The sequence below is a fragment of the Rhizobium sp. SRDI943 genome (genome assembly GCF_057653695.1).
In genome coordinates this window covers 1407951-1430513 of the sequence record NZ_JBYGKN010000002.1, presented here as the reverse complement: position 1 = coordinate 1430513, position 22563 = coordinate 1407951, and the positions used below count along the sequence as shown (strand labels likewise).

The following is a 22563-nucleotide window of genomic DNA, read 5'->3' as shown; positions in this document are numbered from 1 at the left end:
GTGGTTTTTCGTGCGCGGAACACTTTGCTGCCGGCTGTCGTTACCGTTCTGACAATGGAGAGCGACATGTCGAACGTCTCAAGGACAGGCAAGGAAGAAATCAATAACGCGACCAGCCCGACCACTTTCGGAAAGTCGGTCGAGAGCCAGGCGCAAATCGAGGATGCTGCGCAAGCGTCGTCCGACATAGGCGGCGAGATGCTCAACATCTACCGGTTGGAGCCGATCGCCGCACCCGACGATCCGAGATGGGACAATTCCCCCGGACACGGCACTGTCGTCGTTGCCGCCAGAACGCCCGGTGACGCCAGGATCGTCGCCGCGTCTCGTGAGCTCGACTTCATGGAAGTGGATGCGGCTCCCGCCGAGGATGTCACCACGGTCAATGCCAGCGCCTTTCGGGACGACAAGCTTTACACCGTGATCGAGATCGACCGGAACAGGCGCGATATTACGCGCGGGATCCTCGAGGGCGCCGTCGCCGTCGATACGATCCGGCCGGTTCAACCGGACTGACGTAGCAATGCCGCGGCGCAATCGGCGATGAGCCGGAGCGCCATCGTCCCATCCATCGTTTCCTCGGAGTTCTCATGAATACGGCCAACCTCCAGCTCAAGGGCCTGATCATGGCCATGGCGTCGATTTGTGATGCGATCGTCGAGAAAGAATTGCTCACCAGCCAAGAACTCAATGCCGCGCTCTCGAAAGCCAAGAAGGCAATCGAAGACGATGACGACCATGAACTGTCCGGTGCCAACCGCGCCGCGATCCTGTTTCCCATCCGTGTGCTGCAGCTCGCCGAGGAGGCAGGCAGGAAAGGCGAACGGCTGACATTTTCGGACTATGCCAAGCTCGTGGGAAAGCTGAGCTGAAGATGTTCGATGGCTTCACCCTGGATGCGATCGACACCGCAGCAGGCTCGCTTCGTGTCCGTCACGGAGGATGGGGGCCAGCCGTTCTTCTTCTCCACGGCCACCCAAGGACCCATATGACCTGGGGCAAAGCTGCAGATTTCTTGTCATCGGGCTACCACGTCGTCTGTCCCGATCTTCCTGGCTTCGGCCGCTCCTATCAGCCGGGCGACGCTCCGGATAGCAGCAATTCCTCTAAGCGCGCCAAGGCTCACGCCCTCGTCGAGCTGATGAAACGATTGGGACACGAAAGCTTCTTCGTAGCGGGACACGACCGTGGAAGCTTAACGGCGTTCCGCATGGCGATGGATCATCCCGCCTGCGTGCGCAAGCTCGTCATCGTGGACGCCATTCCTGTTATCGAGCATCTGGAGCGCGCCGACTGGACCTTTGCCAGAGACTGGTATCACTGGTTTTTCTTTGCCCAGCCGGAAAAACCCGAACGCGCAATTTCAGCCGATCCGCTAGCTTGGTACGACAAGCTGTCACCCAGGCTGATGGGTTCGGAGGCCTATGATGACCTGCTCGACGTCATCCGTGATCCCGTTGTGATCCATGGCATGATCGAGGATTATCGCGCCGGCCTCAGCATCGATCATCTGCACGACAGCGCGGACCGCGACGCCGGCAGGAAAGTGACCTGCCCCATGCTGTGCCTTTGGTCGCTCAGGGACGACCTGGAAAAGATCTATGGCGATCCTGTCGCCATCTGGCGAAGCTGGGCGAATGATGTGCGAGGTTTCGGCATAGAGAGCGGTCACCACGTGGCCGAGGAAAATCCATATGCGCTCTCCCGGGCGATGAGGGAGTTTTTTGGAGCTCACTGATGAGCGCCGGCTTCGTTACATGGTTGACTTGATATGATCATGAGCCACAAAAATACCTTGTCAACCAAGGAGCCACTCAGTGGACAATCACGTATCCGGTCCCTTCACTGTGCAGGAAGAACCGAACTCCATCAGGAGTGCGTTTCTGCGACGCGCGACGTCGGCGCTGGAGCGCATTTCTACGAATGTCCCGGCAAATGAGCTGGCCGAGGCGCTTTCAGCCACGACGGACGCTGGATCGTTGGCGCAGCTTCTCAGCCGCTCGGACATGGTGGGCGCGGCGATAAACGATCTCGATCCGCTGGTTCCGGCACTGGCTCGCAATGACGAGCATCGCTGCAGTTTAGCGGGTGATGGCACGTAGCCCGGCAGCAAAAGCGCTGTCAATTTTGAGATAAGTTGATTTTTGTGGTCTTGTTTTCCGCCCGTTTCTGAGGCTATACGGCGGCCGGATGTACTCACTCACCGGGGAAACTTCGTGACCAGCCTCAAATCGCTTCTGGCCGCCTGCGGCCTTTCCGCCATGATCGGCCTTGCCGCAAATCCGTCTTTGGCCGGTTCGACGACCTATCCGCTGAGCCTGGGAAACTGCGGCGCGCAGGTGACTTTCCAGAAGGCACCCGAACGGGCGATCGGCCTTGGCCAGAACAGCGCTGAAATCCTGCTGCTGCTCGGCCTTCAGGACAAGATGGCCGGCACGGCCTTCTGGCCGAGCAAGGTCCTGCCGCAGCTCGCCGAAGCCAATGCCAAGGTCAAGCTTCTGACCGTCGAGATGCCGACCTTCGAATCGATGCTCGCCGAAAATCCCGACTTCGTGGCGGTGGCCTTGCCGAGCCTGGTCGGGCCGAACAGCAAGATCGCCAAGCGCGAAGATTTCGACAAGGTGGGCGTCGCGACCTATCTCTCGCCCAGCACCTGCCTCAGCACCAAGGACGTCAAGGACCAGTACGGCAGCCGCGCCGAGCTGTGGAACATGGATCTTCTCTATAAGGAAATCGATGAACTCTCGCAGATCTTCGACGTCGCCGATCGCGGCCAGGCACTGATCGCCGACTTCAAGGCGCGCGAAGCCAAGCTTCGCTCCAGCGTTTCGAAGGACGGCAAGAACCTTTCCTACGTCTTCTGGTTCTCCAGCCCCAGCCCGTCGGCCGATGCCTATCTCGGCGGCAAGAACAGCGCGTCCGGCTTCATCGCCGACCTGCTCGGCGGACACAATGCGATATCAGCGGAAGCGGAATGGCCGACACTCGGCTGGGAAGGCATCATCGCCTCCGATCCCGACATCATCGTCGTCGCCAGTCTCGACCGCAACCGCTGGGAGCTCGACAAGCCGGAGGCCAAGATCAATTTCCTGAACACCGATCCGGCCGTCAGCCAGATCCCTGCCGTCAAGAACAAGGCGATCGTGATCATGGACGGCCAGGCGATGAACCCGACCGTCCGCACGGTCTACGGCGCTGAACAGGTGGCCGGCCAGTTGAAGGCTCTCGGTCTGTTGAAGTGACGGAAGCGGGCCGTATCTTCCGGCAGCTGGGAGCCGTCCTCGCACTGCTCCTCGCCTCTTTCTGCCTCATCGCTATCGCCATTGGCGTCAGCGTCGGGATCGGCGACCTGCCGATCCCGCTTGCGACCACGTTTTCGGCCGTCACCAACCGGCTGGGATGGACCGCGGTCGAACTGAACCGCATCCACGAGACCGTCATCTGGGATTATCGTCTCAGCCGGGCGCTCGTTTCCGCCTTCTGCGGCGCGGGCCTTGCGCTGTCGGGCGCGATCATGCAGTCGCTGCTGCGCAACCCGCTTGCCGAGCCCTATGTTCTCGGCATCTCCGCCGGCGCCTCGACTGGCGCCGTCGCAATTGTCATTCTCGGGATCGGCGCCGGCGCGGTCTCGCTTTCGGCCGGCGCCTTTGCAGGCGCCTTCGCGGCCTTCTTCTTCGTGGCGCTGCTCTCGAACGGCACGCGCGGCGGCGCGGATCGCACCATCCTTGCCGGTGTCGCCGCTTCGCAGCTTTTCAACGCCACCACGTCCTATATCGTCACCACCTCGGCCAATGCGCAGCAGGCCCGCGACGTCATGTTCTGGCTGCTCGGCAGCTTCGGCGGTGTGCGCTGGCCGGAATTCGCGCTGGTCTCGATTGTCGTCGGCATCGGCCTCATCGGCTGCCTGTTTTATGCCCGCGTGCTTGACACCTTCACCTTCGGCGACGAGGCGGCTTCCTCGCTCGGCGTCAATGTCGGCCGCGCGCGCATGGTGCTCTTCGCGCTCACGGCGATGATGACGGCGACGATCGTCAGCATGGTGGGGTCGATCGGCTTTGTCGGCCTCGTCGTCCCGCATGTCGCCCGCTTTGTCGTCGGGCCGCTGCATGTGCGCCTGCTGCCAGCCTGCGCCATAGCAGGAGCGATCTTCATGGTGCTCGCCGACATTGCCGCGCGCGCCCTCATTCCCAATCAGATCTTGCCGATCGGCGTCGTCACGGCCCTGATGGGCGTCCCCTTCTTCTCTATCATCCTCTACCGGTTCCAGCGCGCATCATGAGCATCAAAGCCGACAACCTCATCTGGAAAATTGGCAAGAAGACCATTCTCGATGGCGTTTCCATGGAGGCGCAGCCCGGCCGGATGCTTGGTCTGCTCGGGCCAAACGGCTCGGGCAAGACCTCATTGCTGCGGCTTCTGGCCGGCCTGAAGCGGCCGCATTCCGGCCGGGTCACGCTCGACCGGAGCGACATCGGCACGATCAGCCGCCGCTCGATCGCCAGGCGCATCGCCTTCGTCGAGCAGCACGCCACGACAAATGCCAATCTGAAGGTCGTCGACGTCGTCAAGCTCGGCCGGTTCCCGCACCGGTCGATGTTTTCGGGCTGGACGAAGACCGACGAGGAAGCAGTCGAAGAGGCGCTGGCGCGCGCCGGCATGGCGCAGAAGCGCGACGATCGCTGGCAGAGCCTGTCGGGCGGCGAAAAACAGCGGGCCCATATCGCAAGGGCGCTCGCCCAATCGCCCGAGGAGCTGATCCTCGACGAGCCGACGAACCATCTCGATATTCAGCACCAGATTGGCCTGATGCGGCTCGTCTCCGGCCTGCCGATCACCAGCATCGTCGCCCTTCACGATCTCAACCATGCCGCCATGTTTTGCGACCAACTGATCATCATGCAACAAGGCAGGATCGTTGCCTCCGGCGCACCGCAGGATGTATTGAGCGAAGACCTTCTGCGTGACGTCTTCTCCGTCGAGACGCGCATCGAGGCCTCTCCCTATCATGCGCGCCCGCATATCCATTATCTCAGGTGACGGTGAAACCGTCACCGAAATGACAGTTCCGCGGCCGCGCCGTCAAGGCGACGGCCCCTGCAGAAAAATCGTCGATAGCGGCGGCAGGGTCAGCGACAGGGAGACGGGCCTGCCGTGGGCGGGTACGGGCTCAGTCGACACCGCGCCATTGACCAGGCCCGAGCCGCCATATTCCCGCGCATCCGTCGTCATCTTCTCGATCCAGACACCGTCGCTGGGCACGCCGATCCTGTAGCCGTAACGTGGCACCGGCGTGAAATTCGACATGACCAGCACCGGTGAAGCGCGATCGGGCGCATACCGCAGCATGCCGAGGACGGAATTGACGGCGTCGTCGGCTGCCGCCCATTCGAAACCCTCGGGATGAAAGTCACCGAACTGCAATGCCGGCTCGTCCGCGTAAAGGCCGTTTAGATCCTTCACCAGCCGCTGAATGCCGACATGCTGAGGCCGGTCCAGCACATCCCAGGTCACCGACCCATCATGGTTCCACTCGCCAGGCTGGGCGATTTCGCTCCCCATGAACAAGAGCTTTTTGCCGGGATGACCCCACATGAAGGCGAGATAGCTGCGCAGATTGGCGAACTTCTGCCATTCGTCGCCCGGCATTTTCGCCAGCAGCGAGCCCTTTCCGTAGACGACCTCGTCATGTGAAATCGGCAGAATGAAGTGTTCGGAATAGGCATAGATCATGCCGAAGGTCATCGTGCCATGGGCGTAACTGCGGTAAATCGGATCCTTCTCGATGTAGCTCAGGCTGTCATGCATCCAGCCCATGTTCCATTTGATGTCGAAGCCCAGCCCCCCCTGCTCCGGCGGCTTTGTCACCCCGGGCCAGGCCGTCGATTCCTCGGCGATCGTCATCGCGTGCGGGCAGCGCTCGTGAATGATGCTGTTCAGGTGTTTGAAGAATTCGACCGCTTCCAGATTCTCGCGACCACCATATTGGTTGGGGATCCATTCGCCCTCGTTGCGGCTATAGTCGCGGTAAAGCATCGAAGCCACGGCATCGACCCGCAAACCGTCGATATGGTAGCGCTCCAGCCATTCCAGCGCGCTGGCAATCAGGAATCCTTTCACCTCTTTGCGGCCGAGATTGTAGATCAGCGTGTTCCAGTCGCGGTGAAAGCCTTCGCGCGGGTCTTCGTGCTCGTAGAGCGCGCTGCCGTCAAAGCGGGCAAGCCCCCAGACGTCTGTAGGAAAATGGGCCGGCACCCAGTCGAGGATGACGCCGAGCCCGGCGCCATGGCACCGGTCGATGAAATAGGCGAAATCCTCAGGCGTCCCATATCGGCCGGTCGGAGCGAACAGGCCAAGCGGCTGATATCCCCAGGAACCGCCGAACGGATGCTCCATGATCGGAAGCATCTCGATATGGGTAAAGCCCATGTCGCTGACATAAGGAACCAGCCGCTGGCTGAGTTCCACCCAGTCGAGCGACCTGTTGCCATCCTTTTGGTCGCGAAGCCAGGAGCCGACGTGCACTTCATAGACGGAGAAGGCGCCCTCCAGTCTGTCTTGCCGGGACCGTCCCTTCATCCAACCGTCATCGGTCCATCGAAACGGCGTCGACGATGCGACAATGGAAGCGGTCGAAGGGGCGGCCTCGCTCGCCCTGGCCACCGGATCGGCCTTCTGCGGCAGGCAAGTCCCTTGTGCATCGACGATCTCGAACTTGTATCTTTCGCCGGGGGCGAGGCGCGGAATAAACAGCTCCCAGACGCCCGCCGACGGTCTCAGCCGCATCGGATTTCGCCGCCCATCCCAGGCATTGAAGTCGCCGACCACCGAGACGCGGCGCGCATTCGGTGCCCAGACGGCGAAACGAACACCCGATATCCCGTCGATCGACATATCAACTGCGCCAAGCGTCCGGCTCAGACTATAATGGGTGCCCTCCGATATCAGATGAAGGTCGAGCTCTCCGAGCAGCAGGCCGAAACTGTAGGGATCCTCGGTGATCTGCACGGCATCCGGCCATGTGATCCGCAGCCGGTATCCCGTCCTCGACGCGGCTGCTGCCGCGAACAGGCCGGACGGATGGGCGATGCTGAACGGCGTCACCACCCGACCGGTCGCTGCCTCGATGAGATCGACAGCTTCCGCTCCGGGCAGATAGGCCCGCACGATCGTCATGCCGCCGGTTTGGTGGGGACCGAGGATCGAAAAAGGATCGCCATGGCGCCCGTCGATCAAGGCCCATAGCGCATCCTGGCCGATGCCCGCCAGAAGTTCCGAGCGCTCAACATTCATGCCGTGACCCCCGCCAGACGCGATACGATTTCGGTAAGGCCAGATAGCGGGATCGGCAGCCATTTCGGCCTGTTGCGAGCCTCATAGGCGATCTCGTAGGCGGCCTTTTCGAGAAGAAAAGCATCGAGAACCCTGCGTCTTTGATCGGGTGGCATGTCAAGCTCCTTCGATACGGAGACCGCCTGCCAGTAGGCATCCAGAAAGGCCTCCTCGGCATTGCGCCCGAAGCGGGCGATCGCCTCGCGGCGGACCTCGTTGTCGTGTTCGATGACCGCGTCATTATCGAGCTGCGCGGTGGCCACGAGGTAGCTCAGCGACCTCAAAAGCCCGGCGACATCGCGCAGCGGGTTTGTCTTGGCGCGGCGCTCGGTCAGATTTTTCGCAGGCTCGCCCTCGAAGTCGATGATGACGGCATCACCCTCGCTGACAAGGATCTGGCCAAGATGGAAGTCGCCATGCGTGCGTGTCATCAGCGTATGGCGGCAGCTTTCCGCCAGCGTCCCGGCGAGCTCTGCGAGTTCGGAGCGGCGCTCGAGAAGCGGGGCCGCCAGCAGGTCGATTGCAGGGTCGGCATTCTGCTCGCGTTCGTCAAGCTTCGACATGGCATAGGCTACCTCGCCGGAAACGGCCTTCTTCATCGCCTCGACCTCTTTGTCGCCTGATACCACCGGGCTGAAGGCCTCGTCCCCGGTCTTCGCAGCGAGCACGACATGCAGCTCACCGAGCCTGAGGCCGACCATCGCGACGAAGCTGATCAGCGACTGGAAAACGTCGTCGTCTGGTTGGACCGCCGGATCGTTCAGCACCAGTTCGTCGGCCCCGCGGCGCAGATTGTTCAGCATCCAGTTCCAGGCGTCGCCCTGATTGCGGATCGCGCCCTGGACGATGATCAAGGTCGAACGGCGTCCTCTGGAATCGGTATGCGCGACCTCGCCGAGCAGGGGCGCTGTGTGGTCATAGCCGGCGCGGGTGAGATAGCGCGTCATCTCCACTTCCGGATGGATGCCCGGGAAGATGTGCCTGATCAGTTTGATCATCGCTACGTCGCCGACGAGCAGCGAGCTGTTGGATTGTTCAGCCGATAGCCAATGCACCGGCAGCTCGTCCGAAATATCGAGACTGTCGAGCTGTTCTGTCCCAAGGAATTCGAGCGTGCCGGTCCGGCCGGTGGTGCGCGAGCGGTCGCGAAGTCCGTGCAGAATGCCGCGCGCCATTGGCTCCACGGCAAATCCATCTGTGAGGAAACCGACGCGTCTACCTTGGCGAATCCTCCCAAGCGCAAGCTGCTGGGCAAGCGCGGAAGGGTGGGCATCGTCCCAGGCGACCGTGAGCGGCAGTTGGTAGGATTCGCTGTGGTTCGGCAGCACGACCTCCAGCTCGCCGAGGACGACGCCGTCGGCGAATGGGATTGGTGTCGCGGAGACCAGTCGGGCGGCCTGAAGCGGCTGGTCCTTTGCCCCGAACCATCGCCGCCTGGAGAGATAGGCGGGCAAGATTTCGCCGCTCAGGATGCGTGCATGGCCCGGTTCGTCCACGAGGTCGAGCAGGCTACGCCGGATGACCATCGTCAACAGATCAGGAAGCTGTTCGGGCGGGGCGGTGCGCCACGCCGGCGGGTCGGCATCAGCCGTCAGCTGGAACCAGAAGAAACCGTAGGGCGGCAGGGTCAGAAGATAGGTCAACTGGCCGATCGGCGGAAACGGCGACATGCCGGTCAGTTCAATGGGCACGCGCCCCTCGAAGCTCGACAAGTCGAGTTCGACGGCCTGGGGCAGGCGCGAGAGACTTGCAACACAAAGCAATACCTCGCCTTCATACTCCCTGAGATAGGCAAGGATCTTGCGATTTTCCGGTGAAAGAAACCGCAGCGTGCCACGTCCGAAGGCCGGATGCCTGCCGCGCAACGCCAACATTCTGCGCGTCCAATTGAGCAGCGAATGCGCGTCCGTGCTCTGCGCCTCGACGTTGACGGCCTCGAAACCGTAGAGCGGGTCAGCGACGGGCGGCAGGACGAGACGCGCCGGATCTGCCCTGGAGAAACCTCCATTGCGGTCCGGAGACCATTGCATCGGCGTCCTCACCCCATCCCGGTCGCCGAGATAGATATTGTCGCCCATGCCGATCTCGTCGCCATAATAGATCACTGGCGTTCCCGGCATCGACAGAAGAAGCGCGTTCATCAGCTCGATCCGCCGGCGGTCGCGCTCCATCAACGGCGCTAGGCGCCGCCTTATGCCGAGATTGATGCGGGCACGTTTGTCGGATGCATAGGTCTCCCAGAGATAATCCCGCTCGGCGTCGGTCACCATTTCAAGCGTCAGCTCGTCGTGGTTGCGAAGGAAGATCGCCCATTGGCAGTTGTCGGGAATCTCCGGCGTCTGGCGCAGGATATCGGTGATCGGAAACCGGTCCTCCTTGGCGATCGCCATATACATGCGCGGCATCAGCGGAAAGTGGAAGGCCATGTGGCATTCGTCGCCGTCTCCGAAATATTCGCGCGTGTCCTCCGGCCATTGATTGGCCTCGGCAAGCAGCATCACGCCGGGATGGGTGGCATCGAGCGCGGCGCGTATGCGTTTGAGGATTGCGTGGGTTTCCGGCAGATTTTCGTTGATCGTCCCCTCGCGCTCGACGAGGTAAGGTATAGCGTCGAGACGAAACCCGTCGATGCCGGTTTCCAGCCAGAAACGCATCACCCTCAGCAATTCCTCCATGACGAGAGGGCTGTCGAAATTGAGGTCGGGTTGATGGGAATAGAAGCGGTGCCAGTAGTAGGCGCCGGCGACCGCGTCCCATGTCCAGTTGGATTTTTCCGTATCGATGAAAATAATGCGCGTTTCCGGAAATTTCTGATCGGTATCGGACCAGACATAGAAGTCGCGCTCGGGCGAGCCTGCCGGCGCCTGGCGGGCGCGCTGGAACCAGGGATGCTGATCGGAAGTGTGGTTGATGACGAGCTCGATGATGACGCGGATATTGCGCTGGTGGGCGGCGTCGACGAAAGCCCGGAAATCCTCCACCGTCCCGTAATCGGGGCTGACGCTGCCATAGTCGGCGATGTCGTAGCCGTCGTCTCGACGCGGAGAGGGAAAGAAAGGCAAAAGCCAGATGGCATTGACGCCGAGGGCTGCGATGTGATCGAGCTTCTGGTGCAAGCCGGCAAAGTCGCCGACCCCGTCACCATTGGCGTCGTAGAACGACTTGATGTGCAGCTGGTAGATGATTGCATCCTTGTACCAGAGCGGCTGCGACGCGCTATCTGCATTCATCGTGTCCATTCATGCCTCCGTTGAGCGAATACGCCAGATCGCATAGGGCAGGACCTCAGGATTGAGACTGATGCTCTGCCATTTGCCGGTCCACTTGAAACGATGCCCGCCGATCAGATCTTCGACATCCAGCGTGCCGCCGTCGCCCAGCGACCACTGCCAGAGCGGCAGCTCGACGTCGCTCTGCTGGAAATTGTGGGGATCGAGGCTGATGGCGATCAGCAGGACATTGTCGCGGGCACGGCTCGCCTTCTCGAAAAACAGGATATTGTCATTTCGCGCATTCAGCAGCGTCAGCCCGAGATGCGAATGCAGCGCGGTGTTTTCGTTGCGGATGCGATTGAGCGTCCTGATTTCGGCGATGATATTGCCCGGCCGATCGTAGTCCCAGGCGCGGATTTCGTATTTCTCGCTGTCGGCATACTCCTTGCGCTTGGCATCGGGACGCCCCTCGCAAAGTTCGAAACCGTTATAAACGCCCCACAATCCCGACAGGGTAGCGGCAAGTGCTGCGCGGATCAGAAAGGCCGGGCGCGGCGCGTTCTGCAGGAAATCCGGATTGATATCATGCGTGTTGACGAAGAAATGCGGGCGGAAGAATTCCTTCGGCGCCGTCTCGGTCAGCTCCCGCATATATTGCTCGAGCTCCCACTTGGCATTGCGCCAGGTGAAGTAGGTATAGGATTGGGAGAAGCCGATCTTTGCCAGGCGGTACATCACCTTCGGCTTGGTGAAGGCTTCCGACAGGAAGACGACGTCGGGATGACGGCCCCTGATATCGCCGATCAGCCATTCCCAGAACGGAAATGGCTTTGTGTGCGGATTGTCGACGCGAAACAGCTTGACGCCCTGGTTCACCCAAAGCTGGACGACATCCCTGAGCTCCACCCATAATGAAGGCAGCGCGTCTTTCGTGTAGAAATCGACGTTGACGATGTCCTCGTATTTCTTGGGCGGGTTTTCAGCATATTTGATCGTGCCGTCGGGGCGCCAGTCGAACCAGCCGGGATGCTCCTTCAGCCAGGGGTGATCCGGCGACGCCTGGATCGCGAGGTCGAGAGCAATCTCCAGGCCATGCCGGCCGGCTTCCTCGACCAGCCGGCGGAAATCCTCGAACTCGCCGAGCTCGGGATGGATGGCGTCATGGCCGCCGTCCTCGGAGCCGATGGCATAGGGACTTCCGGGGTCGCCCGGCGCAGCTTTCAGGGTGTTGTTGCGACCTTTCCGGTTGGTCGAGCCGATCGGATGAATCGGTGGGAAATAGAGCACGTCGAAGCCCATGTCGCGGATGGCGGGCAGTCGCGGGATGACGTCGTCGAAGGTGCCGTGCCGGTCCGGATCGCCGCTCTGCGAGCGCGGGAAGATCTGGTACCAGCTGGCAAAGGCGGCCTCCTTGCGTTCGGCATCGACGGCGCTTGCCGTCGAGCGAAGCCGAAACGGCCTGTTGTCCGCCTTGTTCATCAATTCGGATGTTCCGGCATCGAGCAGTATCGCCGTGCGCTCGGTATCGGACGCCCCTTCGAGACTATCACCAAGGGCCTTCAATTCGGCATTGAGCGTTGCGCCGGCATGCACCTCAGCCGAGCGGATGAGGTTCAATCCCTCCTGGAGTTCGAGCTTCAGGTCCAGCCTGGCATCGTTCTTCTTTGTCAACTCGTAGCGAAAGATCGCAAACGGGTTCTTCCATGCCTCGACGGCAAACTCATAGCGTCCGATGCGCTCCAGCAGGAATTCGGCGCGCCAGCGGTCGTTTTCGACCAGCTGCATCTCCGTCTCGTTCCAGTCCGCCGCATCGAGCGGCCGCCAGAGCAGGACCACGGCGATCGGGTCGTGGCCGTCGGCGAATATATCGGCCTCGACGGTGAGGATGTCGCCGACCACCCGTTTGACAGGAAAGCGCCCGTCGTCGACCCGCGGCAGGATATTTTCGATGGCGAGTCGGGGTGAAGCTATCGCCTGCGCGACGTCGAGGATTGGCCGCGATGTGATCGGCGCCGGCGCCTTGCCTTCGACGACAAGGGTCTCCCCTGCCCGCAGCCGCAGAACCGTGCCGTCGGCTGCGACGGGAAGGAAACCGGAGCCCGCTTCGCGCAGTGCTGTTACCGGAGCGGGCGCACTTTTGCGAAGGTCCCTGTTGAGCAGGATGAACCGCACATTTTCGGCGCTGCGAGGGTCTTCCGCCGCCGATTGCAGCAGCGCCGAGACCGGTCCGTTGGCGTTGCGGATGAGCCGAAGCGATGAGGCAAGTGCATGGGGTTCCTTGCTGATCTCGGTGTTCGCAAGGCGAATTTCGGAGGAGATATCGAAAGCCAGATCATGGCGCAGTCCCCGCAAACCCGTTCCATTCCCATGGGTCGGATCGAGCGGCGTGGCTGCGCCATATTCGAAGCCCATCGGAACCATCAGGCCGCCGCCGAGCGAGGCGGCAAGGCGTAGCGCCCTAACGGCGCGCCGTTCGAGGATTTCGCGGCTCTCGGTTCCGTGGGCGATACGCCTGCCGAAGGGCGGTTCCGGAAAAGCGATCTGCCAGCCGAGCGGCTTCTGGACCCGGTGTTCTTCGATGAACCATCTCTCGTCAAAATCCCACCAGGCCATCGATGAAAAACATCCATCGAAGCCTGTATTCTTGACCGCGTCCCTCACGCCGAAATCAGTGCCGGGCGTCCAGGCAAGGAATTGCGCGTCCGTCTTCTCGCGCACCGCCGAAATCAGCGATTTGAAAACCGCCGGCCCAATGCGATCGATCCCGAGCGCCCGATAGCCGGAGAGGCCAAGACCGGCCAGCCCCCGCAGCCGTTCTGTCCATTCTTCCAACAGCCGGGATTGAGACTCCGCCTCCATCGCAGTCATCGGCTCTGCCGGATCCAATGGCGAGCGTCTCGGATCGACAGGGTGAAAGCCCACCTTGAGATCCCGGGCCTTGCCGTCGAGCATCAGGTCCATCATCAAGGCGACGCCGCTCTTACGGGCGGCCTCCGCTAGGCGTCCCACCCCATTTTCGACCGCGCTTCCGAGCGACAGTTGCGGATCAAGGCGCTTCAGATCCTGGGAGGCAAAGATGCTGCGCTCCCCGCCCCGGTCGAAGAGAGGTGCCGTCAGTACGCGGTCAAAACCGGTATCCGCCGCATGGTCGAAAACCTCGCGCCATGCATCGATACCCTGAAGAAGGAGTGGATTGACATAATAGATCCGGGGTGGGGTGCTCAACACACCCTGGTTTGGAGAGAATGACATCGGCCGCCGCTCGAGTTTGCTTTGAAGGCAAACTTCTGTTGCCGGAGGTTGTTCCACCGAAAGTTCCAGTGACGATGCACCAGACATCGCCGGCTGCACTCGCGCAGGATCGATGGGACGCGCTCCATTCGCGCAACAAAGGCGCCGCTTCCGCAGATGGGCCTTGAAGTTTCGTGCCGTCTTTGGATAGTCTTCCGCTTCCCGGAAGGGTGAGCCATGGCGGCTCACGGCACACCATTGCTTCGATCGACACTCCTTAGCGCCGCCCTGTCGGCTTGCGCGCTGTGCCTCGCTTCCTGGAGCATCGAGACCGATCGCTCCACTGAGCACACCCATGGCCTGTTCGAAATCCGCGAGGAGGCCAAGCGCTTCATTGCGCACGAGAACGCCAAGGGGCATCCGCAATGGGACGTGCTGGAGCCGAACCTGAAGACGCTGGTTCCCCGATGTGCAGTCCCGCTCGAAACACGGTGGACGCCGAAGAGTAATGGCCGCTCGAAATTGAGCGTGATGGTCACATGCACTGCCGCGGTGCCGAACACCGTGATGAGACGTTGGAATGTCCATGTTCCGGTAGAGCGGAAGCCAATTCAGGCGGGAAGCTCGGCACCCTCTGAAAGAGCAGGCGCCCGAACGGGACTTGATGTATCCGAATGAAATCACTGCGATTGCAATAGAGGCGACCAGACATGAATCCATCGGTGGAGTTGTGTTCATATCCCGAACTCGATGATCGTATCGTGATCGTCAGGGCGGGGGACGAAGTTGATGCCGTGTTCGTCCGGACCGAGAGGTTCAATGTGCTGATCGATACGCTCGGAACGCCCGAACTCTGCATGGCGGCACTGAACCTGCTCGAGGCACAGACGAACGCTCGTCCGCTGATCGTCGTCAATTCGCACATGGATTGGGATCATTTCTGGGGAAATGCCGCCATTGCCGGGCGCGCGCCCATTATCGCGCATGCCGCCGCGCTCGACCGTTTGCGCGCCCCTTCCGCACGCGAGGTCCTGAGGGACAAGGCGAGCCAGGAGTCGAGGTTTCGGAACCTCGACCTTATCGGTCCCGATATCACCTTCTCCGCCTCTATGACCCTCAACGGCGGCGATCTGACGCTGGAGCTCATTCATACAGCGGGACACACGCCCGACCATATCGCCGTATGGATTCCGGAACTTCGCGTCTGCCTGGCCGTCGACGCAGTGGAATACCCGATCCCCGAAGTCTGGAGCAAAAATGCAGGCGACCTTCGCTTGATCCGTTCCTCGCTCGAGCGGATCCGTGACCTCAATGCAAGACTGGTCATCCCTGCGCACGGCCGGACGCACTCCCCTTCGGCGGTGGATGACAACCTCGCCTATTTCCAAGCCTTGGCCGATCGGGTCGGCAGTATGAGCGAGAGCCAGCTGGCGGACCCGCAACTCGGCAGTTCAAGCGGCCTGCGGTTGGAAGACTTCGTCCTCATCCCCGACGGAATGGCTTCCGACACGGCGGCATTCTATCGGCAGTTCCATGAGACAAACCTTGGCGCGACGGTTCAGGCCCATCTCGAAAAACTGAAATTCGCCTAGAGAGACTTCAGGAGGCCAAAAATGGAACCATTGGAGGGCGGACGAGCCGGGCAGATCTGGCGTGACGGCAACACCGTGATCAGGCCTTCCGGCGCATGGACGCCGACGGTGCACCGGTTTTTGCGCCATCTCAGGAGCAGAGGCTTTCTGGGAGCGCCGGATCCTGTGGAGATAGCCGGGAACCAGGAAGTCGTCAGTTATGTCAGCGGGCGCGTCTGCGAAGATTTGGGCGACCGGTTTGTCGGATCGGAGCGCATGCTGCTTTCCGCAGCCAAGCTCCTGCGCGATTTTCATTCGGCATCTCAAGGGTTTCTCGAATCGGACCGCGAGATCCAGACATGGATGCTGCCGCCGCGGGAACCGTGCGAGATCGTATGCCATGGAGATTATGCGCCCTACAACATTGCTACGGCAGACGATGAGGCTGTCGGGATCATCGATTTCGATACAGCCCATCCGGCACCGCGCTTATGGGATCTGGCCTATTCGGTTTACCGCTGGGCGCCGCTTTCCGATCCCGCCAATCCGCACGTGACCTTCGGCCTCGACGATCAGTTGCGCCGGGCGGAAATCTTCTGCACGGCATATGGGGCGACAGGGGAAGACCGGCTCCAGCTCCCCGAGATGATCTGCCGGCGGCTTCAGGCGCTCGTCGATTTCATGCTGGTAAATGCCGTGGCCGGAGATGAGACATTCGTGGAGGACGCGGCTGCAGGAGACGCCCGGCTGTATTTGAGCGATATCGACTATATCAGAAGGCATCGGGATCGACTGCTAAACGCCCTGTGCTGACGCGCCTTTGCCAAGCAGGATGTCCGTCTGCCGCATACCCGCCCCCTGCGTCACATATCTAGAGGATGTCGCGCAATGTGCGGCGGTTTTGCGATAATGACATGCGCAATAACAAAGACCTAAAGCGCGAAGAGCGAATCTGAAAGGTCGCGACGCGCTTTAGAGCCACTTCTTCCGACGGAAGAAACCGAAGAGGCCCAGGCACAAGGTGACGATGACGCCGAGTACGACGAAATAGCCGTACTGGGTTTTCAGTTCCGGCATATCGCTGAAGTTCATCCCGTAGATACCGGCGATCGCGGTGGGAACGGCGAGGATTGCCGCCCAGGCGGCGAGCTTGCGGGCGATCGCCGTCTGCTCCGTCTGGCCGATCATCACGCTGGCCTCGAAGGCGAAGGCAAGGACCTCGCGCAACGCATCGATATCTTCCTGAACCCGGCGCACGTGATCGGTCACATCGCGAAACAGCGACTGCAGCGTCGGGTCCATGCCGGGTAGATCGATGTGCTCGTACCGCCGGCAGACGTCCACGAGCGGCACCACGGCATTGCGCAGCCGCAGCAGCTTGCGCCGCAGCAGGTAAAGCCGCTCGATGTCGGACTTTTCCAGCTGTTCGCGCAGCACCAGATCCTCGAGCTTCTCGACCTCCTCCTGCACAACCTCGATGACAGGCATGTAGTTGTCGACGATGAAATCGAGGATGGAATAGAGAATATAATTCTCGCCGTGGGCCAGTGCTGCCGGCGTGGCCTCGCACCGCTGCCGCACCGCCAGATAGGAAGACGAATCCCCGTGGCGAACGGAGACGACATAACCGCGACCGACAAACAAATGCGTTTCGCCGAAGATGATTTCGTCATCCTTCATATGGGCGGTCCGGGCGACGATGAACATAGCGTCCCCGTAAATCTCCAGCTTCGGGCGCTGGTGCGGCTGTGCCGCGTCCTCGATCGCCAAGGCATGGAGATTAAACTCGGCCTGGACCTGATGCAGCAGCACTTCATCCGGCTCGTGCAGGCCGATCCAGACGATGGCATTCTCCCGGCTTCGCCACTCGCCGGCCTCTTCTATCCTGATGTCGCGAATGCGTTGCCCATGCTGGTAAACGGCGGCAGCCACGACGCCGGGCCGTTCATACGGAGGCGATGTGGAACCGCCACCTTCTCGCGCGAGAGCACTATCCAGATCCTTCAGACGTTCCAAATCCTGCCGTCCTCCATTCCGCGCGGATCACATATCCGCAGCCAGCCCCTCCGCCGGTCAGGCGCTCGACCGATCATAATGCTATTTCGTAAAACATGCATCACCGCGTCGGCGCGGGGGTCTAATCGGGTTAACATGCCGCGAGGCGGCATCACGTGTCTGTGGAAATATCGTCCCAATCCTGGTCCATGTAACCAATCAGCCAGTTGAGGGCGTAGTGGCGTTGCTGCCCTCTCGTAGCGGTAAATGAGGTCGGCAGCGTCGAGCAGCTCTTTGTGCGGGCGCAGCTTGGCACGGCGCATCAGTCCGTCCGTCCCCAGTTCACGCAGCGTGTTCGCAATCGAAGGCGACAGCGGCTTTCCGGAAAACTGGTAAACGACGTTTTTACATACGGAACAAATCGTTAAATTTTTTTCGATACAAAAGTCCTTGGGCCAATCCGGTACGAAGCCGGACGTTCGATGGGGACTTTCAATGCGTCGTCCAAACATAAAATCGAGTTTGCTGTTGATTTTCACCGGCATAGCTCTTCTTTTCGGGCTTGTCGCCTATCTCGCAGTCGACGGTCTTCAAAAGACGAACGGCTCCACCGAAGAAATTGCGACCAACTGGCTACCGAGCGTGCAGGCGTCGCAGGCGATCAATCTCGCCATGACGAATTTGCGCCTCGCCTACCGCGATCACATCATCGCGCAGTCGGATGCAGAAAAGAAAACGCGCGAAGACGCCATCAAAGTCGCCGAAGATTCGGTTGGCAAATCGGTAGACGCCTATCTTTCGCTGGCGTCATCCGACCACGAGCGCGAATTGATCAAGACGATAAAGGAGAGCGTTGGTGGCTATATCACCAGCAGCTCGCAACTGCTCGTCCTTTCCCGGGCCAACAAGACCGAAGAAGCCGGGCAATATCTGGGGGGCGAGATGCGCTCCTATTCGGATAAGCTCAAGGAAGCCACGGCAGCCCTGGTCGAACTGAACGTCAGCGGCAGCAACAAGGCCGCCGAACTCAGCAAGGAGGCCTTCGCCTCGATAGAATTCGAACTGTTTGCCGCGATCGGCTTTGCCGGATTGCTCGTTCTCGGCGCCGTCGTCTTCGTGCTGGCCGGCATTGCCAATCCGGTTACCGGCATCACCGCCGCGATGCGGCGGCTGGCCGAGGGAGATACCGGATCGGTGATTCCGTATGCCGACCGCGCCGACGAAATCGGATCGATGGCGGGAGCAGTGGAAATCTTCCGCCAGGCCGCGATCACCAACAAGCGGATGGCAATCGAAGCCGACGAAAACCGCAACAGGGCGGAGGCCGATCGTCTTGCCGCCCAGCAGCAGGCGGAAGCTGACGCCTCGGAGCGGCTACGCATCGCTACCTCGGGTCTTGCCGCCGGTTTGAAACGGCTTGCAGGAGGCGATCTCGCCTTCCAGCTCAACGAGACCTTCGCGCCCGACTTCGAGGCGCTTCGCCATGATTTCAACCAGTCCGTCACCCAGCTCGGCGCGACTCTGAGAGCAATTTCCGACAGCATCGGCACGATCGACGGAGGCACGCGGGAAATTTCCTCCGGGGCAAGCGATCTTGCAAAGCGCACGGAGCAACAGGCGGCTTCGCTCGAAGAGACGGCCGCCGCACTGGAGGAGATCACGGCGAACGTGTCAAACTCCAGCAAGCGAACCGAAGAGACGCGCACGGTGGCCACGGAGGCAAATCGCAGCGCCGGGGTCTCCGCGGAGGTCGTTTCCCACGCCGAAGAGGCTATGGAACGCATCGAAACCTCGTCACAGCAGATTTCCAACATCATCAGCGTCATCGACGAAATCGCGTTCCAGACCAACCTTCTTGCGTTGAATGCCGGCGTGGAAGCGGCAAGAGCCGGCGAGGCCGGCAAGGGCTTCGCCGTCGTCGCACAGGAAGTGCGCGAACTTGCCCAGCGTTCGGCAAGTGCTGCCAAGGAAATCAAGGGCCTGATCCAGAACTCCTCGAAGGAGGTGGAAGGCGGGGTCAAGCTGGTGCGCGATACCGGCCAGGCCTTGAAGACCATCGGCGGCTTCATCACCCAGATCAATCACCATATGGATTCGATCGCCACCTCTGCGAAAGAGCAGTCCATCGGACTCAGCGAAGTCAACGTCGCGGTCAACCGGATGGACCAGACCACGCAGCAGAACGCCACCATGGTGCAACAGTCGACTGCGGCATCCGATTCGCTCGCGCAGGAAGCCCAGAAGCTTCGCGAACTCATCGCCCAGTTCAGGCTCGACGATGCGGTCAGTCAGTCCTCGGCCCTTCGTTCGACGGCGAGAACGATGGCGCAGCCCACGGCCCGTCCGGCCATGCATGCGGTTGCCGCTCGGCGCTGAAACAGGCCGCAGCAGGAAATCCGACATGAAAGGCGCCCGGCAATTGCCGGGCGCCTTTCATTCTGTCAGGACGCGAAGGCCGGATTACGCCGCGCGCCCATTCTCAACACGAAGTAGATCGCTCCGCCGATGGCGACGCCGAAGAACCAACCGTAGGTTCCCCACCAGTCCGGAAGGATGGTGGTGAAGGTCGGCAGGATCGAGGAGAACAGCACGCCCACCGCAAATGCGATGAAGGCATTGCCGTGCCATCCGCTCTGGAACCGGAACTCGCCATTCTCGTGATAGAGCGCCTCGACGTTCAGCTGGCTTCTCCGGATGAGATAGTAATCCACCATCATGATGCCGAAGATCGGCCCCATCGTCGATCCGATGAAATTGACGAAATGCGCAGCACCCGTCTCCCATGGAGCAAACGGGTACAACACGAGGGCGATCAGGGCGGCGATATATCCCCCGCGTTTGAAGTTGATCTGGCGTGGGAAGACATTGGAAAAGTCGAAGGCCGGCGACACGAAATTCGCCACGACGTTGATGCCGAGCGTTGCGATCGCGAATGTCAGCGCGGCCAGCAGCGCCAGGAACCAGCTGTCGAATTTCGCCGATATCTGTTCCGGATGCAGCAGCACCTCTCCGTAGACGGTGAAGGCGGCGGTGGTCGTCACGCCTGCGACGAGGCAGAACGCCAGGAGGTTGATCGGAAGCCCCCAAAGATTGCCCTTTTTGAGCGCCTTTTCGCTCGTTGCGTAGCGCGAAAAATCGCAGAAATTCAGGTAGAGCGCTGCGAAATAAGTGATCCAGGTGGCGGCTACGGCAGCAAGGGCTGCAATCGAACCAGGCTCGCCTGGCACGCCCGCATCCTTGGTCTTTTCGATCAGCACATCGCGCGGGATTTCGGACCCGAAGGAGAAAGTGCCTGACTTGACGACCAGATAGACCGCGAGCATCAACATCATGATCCAGACGGCCGGACCGGCCCAATCCTGGAACTTGCGAACCGTTTCCATCCCACGCTGAATGATCAGCAACTGAAGACTCCAGACGATGACGTAGCAAATGACCTCAAGCGTCGAGTGGCCGAGCAGGTGGCTGTTCTGGTGAAAGGCGAGCAGGCTCTCGTTACGGATCAGCAAGGCAACGATTGCGCCGGATGCGGCGGCAGTCTGCGCCCCATACCAGAAGCAGGCGACCACCGCCCGGACCAATGCCGGAACATTCGCCCCGAATGTGCCGAAGGAGGCGCGCGCCAGAACCGGAAAGGGGACGCCGGTGCGCACGCCGGCATTGCCGACCAGGCTCATCAGGCAGAAGATGACCAGAGATCCGAGACCGATGGCGATGACGAAATTGACGAAGCTGCCGCACAGCAGGAACAGGCTCGCCGCCAGATAGTAGCCCCATAGGCTATGGACGTCTGATGTCCAGACGTTAAAGATGCTGAATGCACCCCATTTACGCTCCTCGGCGGGTGCAAGATCCTCGTTGTATAACGAGGGAGACGGATTTCGTACGCTCTTGAATGCCCTCCCATATCCTTGAGGCCAAATCGACCACAGGCGGAAGTCTGCTCTTCATTTGTGCAGCTGACAATTTAATAGTCACATTATGCACATCTCTTGACGATGCCTCAGGATTAGCCAGAGGCGCGGCTCTTACCTCGGTCTGTTCATTGCGAGCCGACGACACGTCCGGCCAGACGAAATGGACTTGCGACCGCGGCGCCGGCGGCATCGAAGACATAGGCGCCAACCTCCCCGGCGGTCGAACGCTTCCCACTTTCGAAGGAGGCAAGCTGCGCGCCGAACTTGGCGAGCGATGCGTAGCGCCCCATCCCGTCGGACGCCTGGATCGACGTGATGTCGATGACCCGAAGCCTTTCCTTCAAGGCAGCCTCCCTGATGACGGGATCGTCGATATCGAGGCGTCCGACCCGCGCCCGCTCTCCGGCTATGAAGCTCGAGGCCACCAGCGCCCTGTCGTCCTTCGAAACGAGAAGGGATATTGGGATCGGCATCCGCCCGATATCCTTCAACTGCGACCGGAAAACATCGACGTCGATGTCAGGGGCGGCGAGGATCACCGCCAGTTTACCGATGACGTCGTCGCGATGCTGCAGTTTGAGCTCACGCACTGTCTCCATGACCAGGAATCCGCCCATGCTGTGTCCGAAAAGGATGACGCGTTTCACCTTTCCTGAAGCCGAGAGCGAGGTGATAAGCGAATCGAGGTCGCTACGCGAGGACAGCGCCGCATCGCGGTCGGCGACATAGCCGGCGACGGCAGCGGCCGAAGGCCACGAAAACAGAATCGGAGAGCCCGGAATATTGGCGTCCGCAGCGATCTGCGCGGTGCGAAACAGCGCCTCCTGATAGCTATAGTTATAGCCATGGACGAAGATGCCGACAGTGCCGTCGGACTGAACGGAGCCCAGCGCTGCCTGCACGAAGGCCGCCTTTGCAAGCTGCTTGCGCCCGATGACGGCAAATTGCCGTTCGGGATCCGGTCTCGCGGTCGGATATGTGATCGCGGTGTCCTTCCGGTTGGGAGGGACCGAAAACGCATATTGCTCGTAGGTGAGATTGTCAGCCCACGCGCTCCCGAACCCACCGCGCGCAGTGTCGGGGCTCCTGTTTGTCGCAGCGAGCACGTTTACGTGGTTCGCAGCGGCTTCATCGGAATGAAGCGATGCATTCAGATGACCTGGGAGATGAACCGGCAGACGGACCGGGTTCAACACATCAGGCGATGGTCTCGTGGCGCAACCGGCGAGCATCGCCAGGCCGATCGCGACCAGCATCGCCTTGGCTCCCATCGGAAACCCATTCAAACGCTGTTCCGTCATCGAGCTC

At 60.9% G+C, this 22563-nt stretch carries 16 protein-coding genes and 2 pseudogenes; 11 read left to right on the top strand and 7 right to left on the bottom strand.

Annotation, left to right across the window (positions count from 1 at the left end; all coding sequences use genetic code 11):
- Positions 1-54 precede the first annotated feature (54 nt).
- From AC245Y_RS30955 to AC245Y_RS30925, 7 genes and pseudogenes are all read left to right on the top strand, one after another.
- Positions 55-516: a hypothetical protein gene (locus AC245Y_RS30955; protein ID WP_017996328.1), complete on the top strand. Its 462-nt coding sequence runs from the start codon at positions 55-57 to the stop codon at positions 514-516.
- A gap of 74 nt (positions 517-590) precedes the next feature.
- A complete protein-coding gene (locus AC245Y_RS30950; RefSeq protein WP_003562757.1) occupies positions 591-872 on the top strand; it encodes a hypothetical protein in 282 nt (93 codons plus the stop codon).
- 2 nt (positions 873-874) lie between these two features.
- Positions 875-1738: an alpha/beta fold hydrolase gene (locus tag AC245Y_RS30945; protein ID WP_017996329.1), complete on the top strand. Its 864-nt coding sequence runs from the start codon at positions 875-877 to the stop codon at positions 1736-1738.
- Positions 1739-1817: 79 nt separating this feature from the next.
- Positions 1818-2084, top strand: a pseudogene (locus AC245Y_RS30940) (DNA-binding protein); the annotation flags it as partial.
- A gap of 132 nt (positions 2085-2216) precedes the next feature.
- Entirely contained in the window at positions 2217-3242 is a 1026-nt protein-coding gene (locus AC245Y_RS30935) for an ABC transporter substrate-binding protein (protein ID WP_003562760.1), read from the top strand.
- Positions 3239-4279 carry a FecCD family ABC transporter permease gene (locus AC245Y_RS30930; RefSeq protein WP_017996331.1) on the top strand — a complete coding sequence of 347 codons (1041 nt, stop codon included), beginning with the start codon at positions 3239-3241 and terminating at the stop codon, positions 4277-4279. Before AC245Y_RS30935 ends, AC245Y_RS30930 begins: the two co-directional genes overlap by 4 nt.
- Entirely contained in the window at positions 4276-5037 is a 762-nt protein-coding gene (locus tag AC245Y_RS30925) for an ABC transporter ATP-binding protein (RefSeq protein WP_017996332.1), read from the top strand. Before AC245Y_RS30930 ends, AC245Y_RS30925 begins: the two co-directional genes overlap by 4 nt.
- Before the next feature lie 42 nt (positions 5038-5079).
- On the opposite strand, the gene glgB is transcribed toward AC245Y_RS30925, so the two are convergent.
- Genes glgB through AC245Y_RS30910 form a run of 3 tightly spaced genes read right to left on the bottom strand, consistent with a single transcriptional unit; the run spans position 5080 to position 13793 of the window.
- Entirely contained in the window at positions 5080-7290 is a 2211-nt protein-coding gene (gene glgB, locus AC245Y_RS30920) for a 1,4-alpha-glucan branching protein GlgB (RefSeq protein WP_017996333.1), read from the bottom strand.
- A complete protein-coding gene (gene treS, locus AC245Y_RS30915; RefSeq protein WP_017996334.1) occupies positions 7287-10568 on the bottom strand; it encodes a maltose alpha-D-glucosyltransferase in 3282 nt (1093 codons plus the stop codon). Before treS ends, glgB begins: the two co-directional genes overlap by 4 nt.
- Complete coding sequence (locus AC245Y_RS30910) at positions 10569-13793, bottom strand: alpha-1,4-glucan--maltose-1-phosphate maltosyltransferase (RefSeq protein WP_020487089.1); 3225 nt, start codon at positions 13791-13793, stop codon at positions 10569-10571.
- 216 nt (positions 13794-14009) lie between these two features.
- Between AC245Y_RS30910 and AC245Y_RS30905 the strand changes: the two genes are divergently transcribed.
- The 3 genes from AC245Y_RS30905 to AC245Y_RS30895 are packed head-to-tail and all read left to right on the top strand — an operon-like array spanning position 14010 to position 16156.
- Positions 14010-14450, top strand: a complete 441-nt coding sequence (locus AC245Y_RS30905) for a hypothetical protein (protein WP_003562771.1) — start codon at positions 14010-14012, stop codon at positions 14448-14450.
- Positions 14451-14482: 32 nt separating this feature from the next.
- Positions 14483-15364 carry an MBL fold metallo-hydrolase gene (locus tag AC245Y_RS30900; RefSeq protein WP_017996336.1) on the top strand — a complete coding sequence of 294 codons (882 nt, stop codon included), beginning with the start codon at positions 14483-14485 and terminating at the stop codon, positions 15362-15364.
- Between the two features lie 21 nt (positions 15365-15385).
- Entirely contained in the window at positions 15386-16156 is a 771-nt protein-coding gene (locus AC245Y_RS30895) for a phosphotransferase enzyme family protein (RefSeq protein WP_017996337.1), read from the top strand.
- Positions 16157-16315: 159 nt separating this feature from the next.
- Here AC245Y_RS30895 and AC245Y_RS30890 read toward each other — a convergent pair whose 3' ends face one another.
- Both AC245Y_RS30890 and AC245Y_RS30885 read right to left on the bottom strand, forming a co-directional pair.
- Positions 16316-17359, bottom strand: coding sequence for a magnesium and cobalt transport protein CorA (locus tag AC245Y_RS30890; protein ID WP_003562777.1), 1044 nt, complete (start codon positions 17357-17359; stop codon positions 16316-16318).
- Positions 17360-17510: 151 nt separating this feature from the next.
- Positions 17511-17706 (bottom strand): annotated as a pseudogene (locus AC245Y_RS30885) (DUF4272 domain-containing protein); the annotation flags it as partial.
- 127 nt (positions 17707-17833) lie between these two features.
- On the opposite strand from AC245Y_RS30885, the gene AC245Y_RS30880 reads away from it, so the two are divergent.
- Positions 17834-19714, top strand: a complete 1881-nt coding sequence (locus AC245Y_RS30880; RefSeq protein WP_017996338.1) for a HAMP domain-containing methyl-accepting chemotaxis protein — start codon at positions 17834-17836, stop codon at positions 19712-19714.
- 65 nt (positions 19715-19779) lie between these two features.
- Here the strand turns inward: AC245Y_RS30880 and AC245Y_RS30875 are convergent, their stop codons facing one another.
- Positions 19780-21261: an NCS1 family nucleobase:cation symporter-1 gene (locus AC245Y_RS30875; RefSeq protein WP_026157595.1), complete on the bottom strand. Its 1482-nt coding sequence runs from the start codon at positions 21259-21261 to the stop codon at positions 19780-19782.
- A gap of 119 nt (positions 21262-21380) precedes the next feature.
- Positions 21381-22556 carry an alpha/beta hydrolase gene (locus AC245Y_RS30870; protein ID WP_017996340.1) on the bottom strand — a complete coding sequence of 392 codons (1176 nt, stop codon included), beginning with the start codon at positions 22554-22556 and terminating at the stop codon, positions 21381-21383.
- Positions 22557-22563: the final 7 nt, after the last annotated feature.

Bases quoted from the DNA above. Each gene is read 5' to 3' on its own strand.
- AC245Y_RS30955 (WP_017996328.1), top strand. From the start codon at position 55: ATGGAGAGCGACATGTCGAACGTCTCAAGGACAGGCAAGGAAGAAATC.
- AC245Y_RS30950 (WP_003562757.1), top strand. From the start codon at position 591: ATGAATACGGCCAACCTCCAGCTCAAGGGCCTGATCATGGCCATGGCG.
- AC245Y_RS30945 (WP_017996329.1), top strand. From the start codon at position 875: ATGTTCGATGGCTTCACCCTGGATGCGATCGACACCGCAGCAGGCTCG.
- AC245Y_RS30925 (WP_017996332.1), top strand. From the start codon at position 4,276: ATGAGCATCAAAGCCGACAACCTCATCTGGAAAATTGGCAAGAAGACC.
- glgB (WP_017996333.1), bottom strand. From the start codon at position 7,290: ATGAATGTTGAGCGCTCGGAACTTCTGGCGGGCATCGGCCAGGATGCG.
- treS (WP_017996334.1), bottom strand. From the start codon at position 10,568: ATGGACACGATGAATGCAGATAGCGCGTCGCAGCCGCTCTGGTACAAG.
- AC245Y_RS30910 (WP_020487089.1), bottom strand. From the start codon at position 13,793: ATGTCATTCTCTCCAAACCAGGGTGTGTTGAGCACCCCACCCCGGATC.
- AC245Y_RS30905 (WP_003562771.1), top strand. From the start codon at position 14,010: ATGGCGGCTCACGGCACACCATTGCTTCGATCGACACTCCTTAGCGCC.
- AC245Y_RS30900 (WP_017996336.1), top strand. From the start codon at position 14,483: ATGAATCCATCGGTGGAGTTGTGTTCATATCCCGAACTCGATGATCGT.
- AC245Y_RS30895 (WP_017996337.1), top strand. From the start codon at position 15,386: ATGGAACCATTGGAGGGCGGACGAGCCGGGCAGATCTGGCGTGACGGC.
- AC245Y_RS30880 (WP_017996338.1), top strand. From the start codon at position 17,834: ATGCGTCGTCCAAACATAAAATCGAGTTTGCTGTTGATTTTCACCGGC.
- AC245Y_RS30870 (WP_017996340.1), bottom strand. From the start codon at position 22,556: ATGACGGAACAGCGTTTGAATGGGTTTCCGATGGGAGCCAAGGCGATG.